Below are 13477 nucleotides of genomic sequence, written 5' to 3'. Positions count from 1 at the left end.
CCTGGCCAGAACAAGAGAGCGCAGGAAGACTTGAGGAAGCAAGATGACCATTGTGCCTAAAGAGCGCCGACGAGCCTTTCTTTCCGGGGGCGGATGGAGTCGGGTATAATGAGGGGCGTTCCGCGGCGGTGCGGGAAGGGGAGCCCGGCCGTGCGGAAGGCGGCAGCGTGCCCGTAGGTGCGGGCAGCGACGATCGCAGCCACCACAGGGGAATGCGCGACAAAACGGTTTGCGGGGAGGGAGCATTCCCATGACGACACGGGAGATTCGGTTTATCGGCGGCTTCGGCCTGTTCCACGGATGGCTCATCGCCTTACTGACCTATACGGGCACAGAACCGCTCGGCGGCCCGGGCATCTTCGCGCCCATCGCGCTGGTGCTGGCGGGCGGCATGGTCTCGGCCGTGGCGTTCATCGCCGTGCCCCAGCGGCACCTCAAGGCGCTCTCGGCGGCGACCGACGCCCTGCTCGTCGCTGCGGCATGCCTCGTGTTGGCCGCCTTCCTCGCCCCGAGCCCCGCCGTCATCCTCGCCTGCTGCGGGGTGTGCGGCCTGCTCTGCGGGGCCCTGCACTGTCTCTACGGCCTGGCATCCCTCGCCTTCCCCAAGCACGACTTCGCCCGCATCATCGCTCTGGCCACCATCGTGGCCTCGGCCATCGCCATCGCCGCCCTGCTCGTCGGCGAGCATCTGGCCGCGTTCTGGCAGGCCCTCGTACTGGTGGCGCTGCCCCTCTCGGCGGCGTTCATCCTGAAGGCCGCGCCCGCAGCAAGCCCCAGCGCAACCCCAAGTCCCGCCGCGACGGCGAAAGTCCGGACCGCCGCCGCGCCCGATGCGCCCGAGAAGGTGCCCGGGCGTTTCCTGCGCCTGCTGCTGGCCATCCTGCTCCTCGGCATCGTGTGCCGCACCTGCGACGTGTTCACGAGCGCCCGCTTCACCGGCCTCACCCTGTCGAGCGTCGCCCTGTTCGTCAGCCACATCGCAGCAGCAGGGCTGCTCATGGCAGCTCTCGGCTTCGCGCGGAAGCACGGCGGCCTGGCCTTCTTCTACCGCCTGGCCCTCCCCTGCGCCGGAGCCGGCTTCGTCATCCTGGCACTGCCCGACGGGGGCGCGAGCGCCTTCTGGGTGGCGGCGGTGCTGCTCGTCGGCGCCGGCTTCGAGGTCATCAACCTGGTGGCCTGGGTGCTCACCGCCTTCGCCGCCCAAGTGTCGGCGCGGCCGGCCCGCTACTTCGGGCTCTACGCCCTCGTCACCTACACGGCCATGTTGGCGGGACGCCTTGTGAACCTGGCCATTCTCCCCTATGCCTCCCATCACGCGGCCTTCCTCGGCCTGGCCTGCATCGTAGCTCTTGTGGTGGTGGCCCTCGTGGTGCTCCCCGAGGACCAGGTATGCCTCTTCGAGGAATCGCTGCGGCTGTCCCAGGAAGAGCGGGCCGAAGGGGCCGTCCACCGCGAGCGCTGCGCCGCCTTCGCCGCCGCTCACGGCCTCACCGAGCGCGAGACCGAGGTGCTGGAGCTGCTCGCCCGCGGACGCACCCTGAAGGTGGTAGCCGAACGGCTGACCATCTCGAAGGGCACCGCCGGCACCCACATCGCCAACATCTACCGCAAGTGCGACGTCCACGCCCAGCAGGATCTCATCGACCTCTTCGAGAAGTTCGCCGGATAACAAAAAGAGGACGCCCCGGGAATGCAGGGGGCGTCCTCCATCCGAAACGGCGCAGGGAGGGGAGTAGCGCCGAAGATCGGCGTTCCCGTCGTTGCGTCAGCAACGACGGAACTTAGATGGCCCGGGCGCAGAAGTTGCCGGCGCGGATGGCGTACTCGATGTTGTAGGGATCGTCGCAGTCGCCCACCGCGTAGGCCTCGATGCCGGAAAGCTCGTCCAACATGGCCTTGTTCGGCAGCATGTCCATGGCCTCGATGACTGTGTCGCAGGCATAGGGGGTCTCGGTGCCCGTGGCCGTCTTCACCGTAGCCACACCGCCGGCAGCGCTCACGAGCTCGGACTCCTGCCACACCTTCATGCCGTGGGCGTACAGGATGGGCAGCGCGAACCGCTTGCACCAGATGGACTGGCCCTTCGCCAGCATGTTGGCGTTCTCCGGCGTGACGATGGTCACGTTCTTGCCCTGCTCCATGAGGTAGGCCGCCACGTCGGTAGCCTGCATGTTGCCGCCCACGATGGTGACGTTCTGGCCGATAGTGTCGGCGGCGTTCACGATGTCGTCGATGGAGATGACATTGGTCTCGCCGTCGCCCTCGAGCCCCAGGCTGTCGCGGGCGCCGCCCAAAGCGAGGATGGCCACGTCGGGCGCCTGCTCCTTGATGAAGGCGGCGTCCACCTCGGTATCGGTCACGATATTCACGCCCTTGCGCTCCAAGTCGGCGCGGCTCCAGACGCTGTAGTCCTCCAGATTCTGGTGCGGGCCCTTGATAGCGGCGGCGAAGCTCAGCATGCCGCCCGTGGAGCTCTTCTTATCGTAGAGCGTCACCGTGTAGCCGCGCTCGGCAGCGATGCGAGCCGCTTCCATGCCGGCAGGACCGGCGCCCACAACCATGACGTTCTTGCTGCCCTCGCCCGCCGGCGGATCGAACCAGCCGGGCATGCCCTTCTCTTCCTGGCCCACGTTGTCGCGAATGGGATCCAGGCGACAGCAGTAGCAGGAGCCGCCGAAGCCCTCGGTGGAGTAGGGGTCGCCCTTCACCGTGTCGTTCCAGCAGTGGCAGCAGCGGGTGCAGGGGCGAATCTCGTCGATCTTCCCTTCCTTCAGCTTGTTCACGTACTGCGGATCCACGGTCAGCGGGCGGTTCATCATCATGAAGTCGCACATGCCGTCGGCGATGGCCTGGTTCATGAAGTCGGGCGCGTGGGCCGGGTCGAGGTAGGTCACGGTGCCCACGGGAATGGACACGGCGTCCTTGAACATCTTCGACAGGTTCAGCATGAGGCCGCAGCCGTCGTGGTTCGCCACGAGCTTGCCCTGGAAGTGGCGGGTGAAGTCGAACTGGCCGCCGAAGCTGGTGGAGCCGATACCGCCGCGGGTGTCGAAGTACAAGTCACCGAGGAACTGCGTGGCGTGCTGCTCCTGAGGCCCGAGGCGCATGTGCAGGCTGGCCACGCCGGCCTTCTCGAGCAACTTCGCGATCTCGATGTTGTCCTCCACGGTGTTGAACTCGGCGTTCTCGCCGATGAGCTGGTCGGACTCGTTGATGGCGTCCATGAGCACCTGGATGGGGAAGTCCTCGCCCACCTCCTCGTGCACGGCGTCGATGACGCGACTGATGAAGCGCACGCGGTTCTCGAAAGTCTGGGAGCCGTACTCGTCGTCGCGGTGGTTACGCGACTTCGAGAAGAACCACTGGGTCTGGTTGTTGCCGGCGCAGTTCAGCTCCCAGGCATCGAAGCCCCAGGCCTTGAACTTCTTGGCGGCCGCCACGTAGGAGTCCACCATGTAGTCGATTTCCTCCAGGGTGAAGTACTGGGCGTCGTGGCCACCGCGGGCCGACACCTCCTTGTAGAAGGCCGAGCCCATGATGTCGGTCTGAGTGCCGCACTTCGCGCCCTCGGCGTGGATGGCGTCGGTGAGCTGGCGCACCTGCTCGTCGGTGAACTCATCGATGTTGGCGTTGATGGCGTTCTTGTAGGGCAGGAAGATGTGGGCGAAGTTCTCCACCCAGATCATCTCGGTGCCGCCGGCCGCCAAGCGCCGGTAGTACTCCACGAAGGCGTCCCAGCCGCCGTTCTCGTAGTTGGAACCGGCCGCGGACTTCACGATGCGGTTGGAGAACTCCATGTTCCCGAGCTTCCAGGGCGACAGCACCTGGGACAGGTCGCCGGAGTTCTGGCGGTAGTCGTAGTCCTGGGGATTCAGCTGTTCGGCGATGGAAACGTAGACGTTGCCCTCGCCGGCGGTTGCGGCGCCCTCGCCCGTGGCGGCCAGGTCGTCAGCGCCCGGCGCGGCGGCCGGCGCCTGCGGGGCGCAACCGACGAGCCCTGCGCCCGCCGCGGCCGCAGCTGCCAAGCCGCTGCCGAGGAGGAAGTTTCGACGTGAAATTCCCGGAGTGCGTGAAGAGGTCATGGTATCCCTTTCTCCCTCTGCGGAGGCGTGCCGCCGGCCGTCCTCTGCGGCGCGGTCGGCCCCTCCCCTCTTGCCTGAGCCGTGGACGGAGCGGTGCGCCCCGCCTCGCGGCGAGAGCCATTGTGGAGCCGGCGCGGCGCGGGCGCATCCCGTCGAGAACTGCAAATTGAGGCCCAGAAGCCATATCATGCGCAGAACATGAGAGAAAGAAATACCTGGTAGAAGCGTCGCTGGCGCACTGAGGCGCAAAAAAGCCCGGGAACGTACCTTCCCAGGCCAAATTTTGCTGTTAAACCAAATTGACACAGGCCTTGTAGGGCGGGGGCTCTGCCCTTGTCGCGGCGGGGGCAGAGCCCCCGCCCTACAGGGGGAACGATATAGCATGTCAATTCTGGCTTAACAGCGGGGCGCCGCCCCCTTGATGCTAGCTCGCAGTGCTTCCTCCTCGCAGCGAAAACGGCCGCACCCGGAGGTGCGGCCGTTGGCTTTCGGGCCCGTTTCGTGCCGGTTAGTTTCCGGCGGCGCGGGCGGCTTCGTAGGCTTCCACGAGCTTCTTGGTCACGTCGTGGGGAGCGGCCTCGTAGCCTTCCAGCTCCAGGGTGTAGGAGCCGGAGCCGCGGGTCATACTCCGCAGGTCCTTGGTGTAGTTGATGACCTCGGCGTAGGGGGCGCGCATCTTGATGATGGTCTCGCCGGCGGCGAACCCGGCGTCGGTGCCCACGATGCGGCCGCGGCGGGTGGAGATGTCGCCCATGATGGTGCCGGCGTACTCTTCGCCCACGGTCACCTCCAGGGTGGCCCAGGGCTCCAGGATGATGGGGTCGGCCTTCTCGCAGCAGGCGCGGAAGCCGATGCGGGCGGCCGTCTTGAAGGCCATCTCGTTGGAGTCCACGGAATGGTAGGAGCCGTCGAACACGGTGCACCGGATGTCCACCATGGGGTAGCCAGCGAGGAAGCCTTCCTCCATGGCCTCGCGCACGCCCTTGTCCACGGCCGGGATGAGGCCGTTGGGGATGGCGCCGCCCTTGATCTCGTCCACGAACTCGTAGCCCTCGCCGGGAATGGGGGCCAGGCGCAGCCAGCAGTCGCCGAACTGGCCGGCGCCGCCGGTCTGCTTCTTGTGACGGCCCTGGGCCTCGGCGCCCTTGGTGATGGTCTCACGATAGGGAATGCGCACGGGCACGAGACGCGCCTCAACCCCGGACTGATCGCGCAGGCGGGCAAGCAGCATGTCCACCTGGGCCTCGCCCATGGCGTGGATGATGGTCTGGTGCGTGTCCTCGTCGCGGGTGATGCGGATGGTGGGATCGGCCTCGGCGGCGCGGGCGAGGAAGGTGCCGAGCTTGTCCTCTTCCTTCTTCGACACCGCCTCGATGGCCACCGGGTACAGCGGCTCGGGCAGGGGCAGCGGCTCGATGGCGATGGTGCCCTCGCAGGACAGGGTATCGCCGGCGCGCACGTCATTCAGCTTCGGCACCACCACGATGTCGCCGGCCTTCGCGCTCTTCACGTCCATGGCCTCTTTGCCCATCATCACTTGGATCTTGCCCAGGCGCTCCTTCTTGCCCGTGCGCCCGCAGACCAGCTCTAGACCGGGCTCCAGGTAGCCGGAGATGACCTTCAGGAAAGTAAGGCGCCCCACGAACGGGTCGGAGACGGTTTTGAAGGCAAAGGCACAGGGAGGCTTCGTCTCGTCGATGCGCACGGTGACGTCGTCGGCCATCTGGAAGCGGCCGTGGCTGCGCGGGTGCGGGAAGTAGGTGCAGATGTCCTCCATGAGCCCCTGCACACCCTGCATGATGATGGTGCTTCCTACGAACACGGGAATGACGAGCTCCTGGGCGATGGCCTTGTCGAGCAGGCTCTCCAGCTCCTCTTGAGTGAGCTGCTCTTCGCCGTCGAGGTACTTCATCATCAGCTCATCGTCGGCCTCGGCCACCAGATCGCACAGCTTATCGCGGGCGATGCGGGCCTCTTCCTGGTACTTCGCCGGCAGGCTTTCCACGTCTTCTACGCGCTCGGCGGTGCCGCCCGGCTCGAAGTAGCGGGCCTTCATGCGGATGATGTCGATGACGCCCGCAAAATCGGGGCCCTGGCCGATGGGAATGGTCACGGCGCCCAAACGCCCGCCAAAGCGCGCGTGCAGCAGGGCCATGGCGGTATCGAAATCGGCCCCTTCGCGGTCGATGTGGTTGATGTACACGGCGCGGGACAGGCGCATGTCCTCGGCCTCGCGCCACAGCTTCCCGGTCATGACCTGGGGACCGTCCACGGCATCCACGACGAACAGAGCCATTTCGGCGGCCTGCATGGTGGCCAGGGTGTCGCCGATGAAATCGGGGTGGCCGGAGGTGTCCAGCACGTTGATCTTGTAGTCCTTGTAGGGGATGGGCGCAATGGAGGTGGAAATAGTGAACTTGCGCTTGATTTCCTCGGGGTCGTAATCGAGATACGACTTGCCGTCATGGGTGGTGCCCATGCGCGGGGTCTTGCCGGAAACGAAGAGCATGGCCTCGGCCAGTGAGGTCTTGCCGGCGCCATCTTGCCCCACAAGGACGATGTTTCTGACGTGTTCGGGAGCCGGAGCTGCCATGAGCGACCACCTGCCTTCCAGATAGAGGGACACCCGCACCCCTTGCGCGGGCACTCCCTGTGCACCGCTCAGGCCCATCGCTTACTGACACACTGACAGCGAGCGGTCGCCTTTGAGCGGCGAACGGCATTTTCGCGTTGGCATCATCTTAGCAAAACCCACGGCTCTCACGACCCACACCCTCACGATATTTTGCCCGCCCCCCCGCCACGGGACGCGAGCGATCTTCCGACGATTTGCCAGCGACTCTGGCACGATTTCCCGGCGGCTGCTTGGTGGCTCTCGAGCGAATTCCGCACGGCGCTCAGTCGGTCATTCCCGAGACATGTTCACGACACCACGATGCTACGCTACACCCCGGCGCCCGCTCTTATACCAGGAGGCCCCATGAGCAAGCTCGTCCTTTTCGGCACCACCGCCTTGGAGTACTACGCCCACGTCCTCAGCCGACCTGCCAACGCCATCGCGCTCGGCGCAACCGACGACCCGTCGACGCTCGCAGCTCTTGCGCCCCTCGCAAGCGGAACAGCCCATATCGGCGCGTGCTTTCCCCATCTCACCGCGCCCTACCACGTCACCGTGTTCTCCGAACGAGAACGCCGCCAAAAGGTGGCCCGGTGCCACGTCGCGCCTCGCTCGCTCCGTGCCGCCCCTTTCTTCCCCATCGCCCACGGCGTCTATGCCCCGTCGCCCGAACTGGCCCTCCTTGAATTCTCGCGAGGCCGAACCATTCCCGAGGTGGCCTACGGGGGAGCCTTGCTGTGCGGCACGTTCGCTCTCTCAGAGAACGGCGGCGCGGCACGATCCGCGCCCCTTGCCACCATCAAGCACCTCGAACAAGCAACCCGAATGTACGCGGATGTCCCCGGCCGCAAAACTCTCCGCGCCGCCCTTCCCTGGATACCGCCGGCAACGGCATCGCCGCGGGAAGCCGCCCTGGCGCTTGCCCTCACCCTCCCCACGTGCTGGGGCGGCTGCGGACTGCCGCAACCTCGCATCAACTATCGTATCGACATCTCCGTTCGCGGCAAGAACCTCGCTCAACGACGCTATTACGTAGCCGATCTCTGCTGGCCAGATCGCCGCATTGCCGTCGAGTACGACAGCGACGAGTTCCATCTCAGCCCGCACCAGCACTACCTTGACACCATGAAGCGCACGACTCTGGAAGAAATGGGGTATCGCGTCATCACCGTGACCCGGCAGCAGCTGAGCGCACCTTCGGAATTCGCAAAAGTCGCCGTGGTCGTTGCCAAGGCGCTGCGTAGGCCGTTGCGCATCCGCACGCAAGACTTCCACGCACGCCAAAGAGCGCTCTGGCGAACCCTCAGGCTCTCCTTCGCCGTTAGCGAACCAGATGAGCGCACGTTTTCCTCGTCGCCCGAGATGGCCCACTCCCCCCAGGGAACCAAACCAGTGTTTTAAGACACACCTTCGAAGAAAAATGGCGTAAATGCCCACTTTGGTTCCCACGACGATGTCGCAAATAAGCAGTTTGGTTCCCTGGAGATGCAAAACGCCAGGTCAGATAATCTGCCATTTGCCCTCTTGGGAACCAAAGTGGGTGTTTGCGACAGAAAACTTCCCGAGCGAGAGCCCCGGCTCGCCCCACCGGCCGTCGCCGGGTGCGGCCCGGGCGGACTGAAGCCCAGCCCCTACGGAGGCGCACGAAGGGTGAAGGGAGGCGCTGCGGAGGGGCAGCGGGCGGTCGCGGGCGGCGGCGGCCGTCGCCGGGCGCGGCCTGGACAGTGGCGGGCAGGCGCGGGCGGCGGCGGGCGCGGAACGGCGCCTTGCAGCTCGCCGGAGCGCACCCGGCGGTCCCTGCCCGGCGGCCGTCGCCGAGGCGCACCCGGCGCTCCCTGCTCCTACAGCTCGGCGATGATGCGGGCGGTGCGGGCGGCGCACTCGGTCTTGGCCTGCTCCAGGTCGATGGTGGGCCACGTGCCGTCGCGGTAGATCACCTGGCCGTCGCACATCGTGAGCACCACATCCGACCCATCGCCGGCATACACGATGTTGTACACCGGGTCGGGAGCGGGACACCACTGGGGACCCGTCGTGTCCAGCACGCACAAATCAGCGCGCATCCCCTCGGCCACCACGCCGCAGTCGGCGCGCCCCTGCGACAGCGCGCCTGCGCGCGTGGCCGCCGTCAGCGCCTGTTGCGGCGTCACCGCCGTGGGATCCAAGTTCGCACCCTTGTAGATGAGCGCCTGCAGGTACAGGTCGTGGAACAGGTTGTGGTTGTTGTTCGATGCCATGCCATCGGAGCCCAAGCACACGTTCATGCCCCGCCGCAGCATCTCAGGGATAGGAGCAAACCCGCTGCCCAGCTTCATGTTGGACGCGGGGTTGTTGGCCACGAACACGCCGCGCGCCTCCAAAATGTCCAGGTCGGCCTCATCCACCCACACGCAGTGGGCCGCCGTCACCGGCACGTCGAAGATACCGATCCGATCGAAGTAGGCCACTGGCGAGAGCCCCCCGTGGCGCTCGCGGCATTCGCGCACTTCCTTCTCGGTCTCGGACAGATGGATGTGCAGCCGCAGGTCGGTGCCGCGCACGATATCCAGAATGTCGCGGCACACTGGCTCGGTGGACAGGTATTCCGAATGAATGTTGTAGTCGATGTGGATACGCCCATCGCCCGCCCCATGCCAGTCGCGCACCAAGGCCTCCATCTGAGCGCAGATGGGGTATTCCGCGTAGGGCTTCTCCTCAAAGGCTACCAGCCCCTCGCACATGTTGGCCTTCATGCCCGCCTCCAGCACCGCGCGGCAGCGCTCCTCCGAAGCGTAGTACATGTCCGAGAAGCTGACCACGCCGTAGCGCGCCATCTCGGCGCAGGCGAGCACGGTGCCCCAATAGCAGTCCTCGGCGGTCATTTTGGCCTCGAAGGGGAAGCACTTCTCTTCCAGCCAGCGCTGCAGGGGCAGGTTCTCGGCGAAACCGCGCAGCAGGGTCATGGGGGAATGGGCATGGGCGTTGTACAGCGCCGGCATGAGCAGCTTGCCACAGCCGTCGTACACCTCGCCGAAGGCAGCGGCCTCCTCAGGGGCCGGAGCCGCATCCCCGACATAGGCGATCATTCCGTCGCGCACACCCACCCACTGATGCGGGCGCACAACTCCCTGCTCGGTCAACAGGTCGATATCGGAGAAGAGCATGGCGAAACCTTTCTGAACTGCAAACGACCTACAAAAAGGGACCGGAGGCCCACACCTCCGGTCCCGGAAACGGTGCGGCCCGCAGACCGCGCCGTTGCGCGCTGGGAGCTGGCCTAGATGTCGGCCAGGGTGAAGTCGCGCTCGCCGTTGAACACGGCCAGGGCATCGGCCACCGTCCAGTCGGCCAGGGTGATGGCGGAGATGGCCTTGGTCAGGCGCACAGCCTCGTCCAGGGAACGCTGATGGATGTTGCGGCCCGTGGCGTTGCCGCAGGCACCGCCCACGTGAATCTGGTCGTAGAGCTGGGTGAGGAAGGTCTCGGCGTCCACCGTGGAGCCGCCCGCGCACACCAGGCCGCAGCGACCGGCAGCAGTGGAGGCGATCTTCAGGGCCTCGGCGGCCGGGGTGCCGTCCTCGGGCTTCGGCGGGTTCACCTTCACGAAGTCGGCGCCGAGGCACAGGGCCACGCCGGCAGCACCGGCGATGAGGTCCGGGTCCTTCTCAGCGGTGACAGCCTTGCCGCGGGGGTAGATCCACAGCACCACGATAAGACCGTTGGCATGGGCCTGGGCGATGAGCTCGCCGGCCTCGGCCATCATGGTGGCCTCGTACTCGCTGCCCAGATAGATGGTGTAGCCGAGGCCCACCACGTTCACGCCGGCCTCCTTCATGGCCAGCACGGCATCCAGATCGTACAGCTGCGGGGAGTAGGGATCCTCCTGCTTGGTGCCCACGAGGTTAGTCTTGGAGTTCATCTTCACGAGGTAGTTGATCTCCGGGTAGTCGGCCGCGTACTGGGCCACCAGGCCGCGCTGGCCGGCGAGCACGCCGCAGACGCCCTCGGAGCCGATCTTGAACAGATGCTCCGGATCCAGGTCGGCGATGTCGATACCCTCGCCGTAGAAGTCCTTGTTCAGGTGCTCGATCTTCTGATCGCAAGCGAACAGCATGAGACGGCCGGTCTCACGCGTGGCCTTCATGTAGTTAGAGATGTACTCGTCACGGGCCTCCGGCATGACGTCGGCGGGCACGCGCACCTGATCGCGGGTGATCTTCGGCATGGAAATCCTCCTATGGGTTGATAACGCTCGTGCCGACCATTGTACAGAAAGGAAGCCTGACCGCCCATTCTTTCACAAAGAAAGCGACGGGGGACCGCCGCGCGAAACACCTCGCGCAGGGCGCCGACGGCCGCATCGGGCGAGGCGGCATCGCGCGCCAGATGCTGCATCCCGCCGTGGGAGCGCGGGATGGCTACTGCTTCGGGTTGGCGGGTTTTTTGGTCATGCGGCTGTACACCACCAGCGCCACAATGGCGATGAGGGCCGTCACCGCGAAGATGACGATGGACTCCGCGATGTTGCCCGACACGAGGCCGGCGGCGGCGTAGGTGGACAGCACGATGCCGGGGATGCGGGCGAAGTTCGAGATGAGTACGAAATTGCGCATGGACATGTGCGTCAGCGGCGTGATGTAGGTGAACACGTCCTTCGGCAGCCCCGGGATGAGGAACAGGATGAACACGATGACGTTGAACTTCTCGGAGGTTTCCCATTCGCGGAACTTGCCCATGTACTTCTCGGGCACCATGGCCTGCACGAACGGCGCGCCCAGCTTGTGCACGAGCACGAAGATGAACGAGCTGGAGATGATGCAGCCGAGCCAGATGATAAGCGCGCCCACCCAGGGGCCGTAGATCATGCCGGCGGCCACCTGCACCACCTCGCCGGGAATGAAGGCCACCACGATCTGCAAAAACTGAATGGCCAGCAGAATGAGGAAGCCCCAGGGGCCGGCGTCGCGGATGTCGGAGGTGACGCGGTCCACCCCGCCGGGCTCGAACAGTTCGTGGATCATGGGCCAAACGGCCACGCACACCACGATCATGATGACGAAAAACGCGATGAGACCCGCGAACTTGAAGATGTTCGCCGCGGGCATCTCGCGGCCGGCGACGGACTTCTCCTGGTGGGCCTTGGCCTCCAGCTTCTGAAGGCGCTTCGAACGGTGGGGGGTTTTGTTGTGAGTATCCATGGCTCCAGTTTAACGGAGCGCCCCGACCAGCGGGGCGCTCTTCAGCAAGTCTTTATCTTAGTGACGGAATTGTAAGGGCGCCTAGTCTTCCTTGCGCGCCTTATCGTATTCCTCCTTGAAGGCGGCGAACATACCGCTGGCTCGCTTGATCTGGCGACCCGTGGCATAGGCGCCGGCGTTCACGGCCTTGCCCGCGGCCTTCGTAGCCCCCGACACGGCGGGTTTCACGGCCTCCACCGTCTCGCGAGCGCGCTCGGCCACCACGGCCGTGGCCTCGCCGGCCTTCGCGGCCAGACCGCCCTCGGCATCCAGATCGGCCACCTCATCGGCCACGAGGATGGCGCCGAGTACCGGCTCCTCTCCCGTCTCGCCGTTCACGGCCAAAGCCGTGCCGATGCCGCGCTTGAAGCCGCGGATGAGCGACCCGGGAATCTCCCTCACGCCGAGCAGCGCGTTGGCCGTGGCACCCTGGGTGACCTGGAGCGTTTCCACCTCGCCGGTTTCCTCGTCGAAGGCGACGTCGCCCACCGAGCCGTACACGGTGCCGTCCTCGCCGATCACCGGCAGGCCGCCCCACAGCACGCAGTCGTCGTAGTTCACGCCGAGGGCCTTGCAAGCGCCCTTATCGGTAGCCTCGGGAGAACGACTCACGACCACGCGGCCATCCACCATGGTATAGCCGCCCAGGGCCACGAACACGTCCTTGCGGCGGAACATCCACAGCAGATCGGGGCGCTTCACGATGAAACCGACGCAGCGGCGCTGGCTGGGATGAAACACACAGTGGCGCACTTTGCCCAGCTTGCTCACGGCTTCGGGCTTCTTGGCCGAGCTTTTGTCGGCAAACACGCGCTTGCCGACCAGCTCGGACATCGAGGTGAGGTTACCGCCCATGAGACTACTTGTCGGCCTTGTGCTTGGCAGCCTTGTCAGCCACCTCTTCGGCCTTCTCCGCCACATCGTCGGCCTTGTCGGCCACGGCATCGGCAGCGGTGGAAACCGCGTCGCTCACGGCATCGTCATCCACGTTCTTGGCCACCTGGTCGGCGATGCGCTGACGGGCAGCTTCGATCTTCTCGCGCAGCTCGTCGCCCTTCTCGTTGATGGTGGGGGAGATGTTGCTGGCGACCTCCTGGATGGATGCGGCCATATCGGCACCGCGGGCAGCGGCCTCGGAGGCGATCTCCTGGCCCTTGGCGGTCACGTTGTTCACCACTTCGGCGCCCTTGCTGGCAGCCTCCTGGTAGATATGCTGGGCGCCGGCCGCAGCCTGGCCGCCCCACTGCTGGGCGTCGCCCAGGATGTCGTTGGCCTTGTCGGCCACCATGGCGCGGGTCTCAGCACCCGGACGCGGCGCGGCCAGCAGGGCTGCGACGGCACCGACGACGCCACCGATCAGAAACATTCCAAATTTGTTGGCCATAACTGCCTCCTTTATCGACGGAATATCAAGTTCGCTCATTATAGGGGGCGCAAGCGGCAAAACCGTCTGCACTTTGCGGTTCTCACCTTACGGTAAACAAGCTGTCAAACATCATCGATGAGGAAAACTCGCATAAAAAACCGTAGCCTGTGCGCAATATGGTCACAGGCTACGGAAA

At 65.5% G+C, this 13477-nt stretch carries 9 protein-coding genes; 2 read left to right on the top strand and 7 right to left on the bottom strand.

The features are described from left to right. Positions 1-250 precede the first annotated feature (250 nt). The gene (locus G503_RS0101010) at positions 251-1669 is read left to right on the top strand and encodes a helix-turn-helix transcriptional regulator (RefSeq protein ID WP_028026116.1); all 1419 of its coding nucleotides are present in this window, start codon (positions 251-253) and stop codon (positions 1667-1669) included. A gap of 112 nt (positions 1670-1781) precedes the next feature. Here G503_RS0101010 and G503_RS0101005 read toward each other — a convergent pair whose 3' ends face one another. Continuing rightward, positions 1782-4082 (bottom strand): oxidoreductase, encoded by a 2301-nt coding sequence (locus tag G503_RS0101005; RefSeq protein ID WP_028026115.1) that lies wholly within the window; start codon positions 4080-4082, stop codon positions 1782-1784. A 508-nt stretch (positions 4083-4590) separates the two neighbouring features. Beyond that, positions 4591-6675: an elongation factor G gene (locus G503_RS0101000; protein WP_028026114.1), complete on the bottom strand. Its 2085-nt coding sequence runs from the start codon at positions 6673-6675 to the stop codon at positions 4591-4593. 387 nt (positions 6676-7062) lie between these two features. Between G503_RS0101000 and G503_RS15385 the strand changes: the two genes are divergently transcribed. Then, positions 7063-8100, top strand: a complete 1038-nt coding sequence (locus G503_RS15385) for a PDDEXK family nuclease (protein ID WP_051190798.1) — start codon at positions 7063-7065, stop codon at positions 8098-8100. Between the two features lie 440 nt (positions 8101-8540). On the opposite strand, the gene G503_RS0100990 is transcribed toward G503_RS15385, so the two are convergent. From G503_RS0100990 to G503_RS0100970, 5 genes are all read right to left on the bottom strand, one after another. Beyond that, complete coding sequence (locus G503_RS0100990; RefSeq protein ID WP_028026113.1) at positions 8541-9842, bottom strand: amidohydrolase; 1302 nt, start codon at positions 9840-9842, stop codon at positions 8541-8543. A gap of 113 nt (positions 9843-9955) precedes the next feature. Next, the gene (locus tag G503_RS0100985) at positions 9956-10903 is read right to left on the bottom strand and encodes a beta/alpha barrel domain-containing protein (RefSeq protein ID WP_028026112.1); all 948 of its coding nucleotides are present in this window, start codon (positions 10901-10903) and stop codon (positions 9956-9958) included. Positions 10904-11096: 193 nt separating this feature from the next. Beyond that, positions 11097-11876, bottom strand: coding sequence for a TVP38/TMEM64 family protein (locus tag G503_RS0100980; protein ID WP_051190797.1), 780 nt, complete (start codon positions 11874-11876; stop codon positions 11097-11099). An 81-nt stretch (positions 11877-11957) separates the two neighbouring features. Then, entirely contained in the window at positions 11958-12770 is an 813-nt protein-coding gene (locus G503_RS12985; RefSeq protein WP_051190796.1) for a PRC-barrel domain-containing protein, read from the bottom strand. Positions 12771-12774: 4 nt separating this feature from the next. Continuing rightward, positions 12775-13299 carry a YtxH domain-containing protein gene (locus G503_RS0100970; RefSeq protein ID WP_084636184.1) on the bottom strand — a complete coding sequence of 175 codons (525 nt, stop codon included), beginning with the start codon at positions 13297-13299 and terminating at the stop codon, positions 12775-12777. Positions 13300-13477: the final 178 nt, after the last annotated feature.

The organism is Adlercreutzia mucosicola DSM 19490 (assembly GCF_000422625.1).
In the GTDB taxonomy this organism is placed as follows: Bacteria; Actinomycetota; Coriobacteriia; order Coriobacteriales; family Eggerthellaceae; genus Adlercreutzia; species Adlercreutzia mucosicola.
This window is presented reverse-complemented; position numbering and strand designations above follow the sequence as displayed.

What these genes read in the sequence shown, in the direction of transcription:
- G503_RS12985 (WP_051190796.1), bottom strand. Translation starts at nt 12,770, where the DNA reads ATGGGCGGTAACCTCACCTCGATGTCCGAGCTGGTCGGCAAGCGCGTG.
- G503_RS15385 (WP_051190798.1), top strand. Translation starts at nt 7,063, where the DNA reads ATGAGCAAGCTCGTCCTTTTCGGCACCACCGCCTTGGAGTACTACGCC.
- G503_RS0100970 (WP_084636184.1), bottom strand. Translation starts at nt 13,299, where the DNA reads ATGGCCAACAAATTTGGAATGTTTCTGATCGGTGGCGTCGTCGGTGCC.
- G503_RS0100980 (WP_051190797.1), bottom strand. Translation starts at nt 11,876, where the DNA reads ATGGATACTCACAACAAAACCCCCCACCGTTCGAAGCGCCTTCAGAAG.
- G503_RS0100985 (WP_028026112.1), bottom strand. Translation starts at nt 10,903, where the DNA reads ATGCCGAAGATCACCCGCGATCAGGTGCGCGTGCCCGCCGACGTCATG.
- G503_RS0101010 (WP_028026116.1), top strand. Translation starts at nt 251, where the DNA reads ATGACGACACGGGAGATTCGGTTTATCGGCGGCTTCGGCCTGTTCCAC.
- G503_RS0100990 (WP_028026113.1), bottom strand. Translation starts at nt 9,842, where the DNA reads ATGCTCTTCTCCGATATCGACCTGTTGACCGAGCAGGGAGTTGTGCGC.
- G503_RS0101000 (WP_028026114.1), bottom strand. Translation starts at nt 6,675, where the DNA reads ATGGCAGCTCCGGCTCCCGAACACGTCAGAAACATCGTCCTTGTGGGG.
- G503_RS0101005 (WP_028026115.1), bottom strand. Translation starts at nt 4,082, where the DNA reads ATGACCTCTTCACGCACTCCGGGAATTTCACGTCGAAACTTCCTCCTC.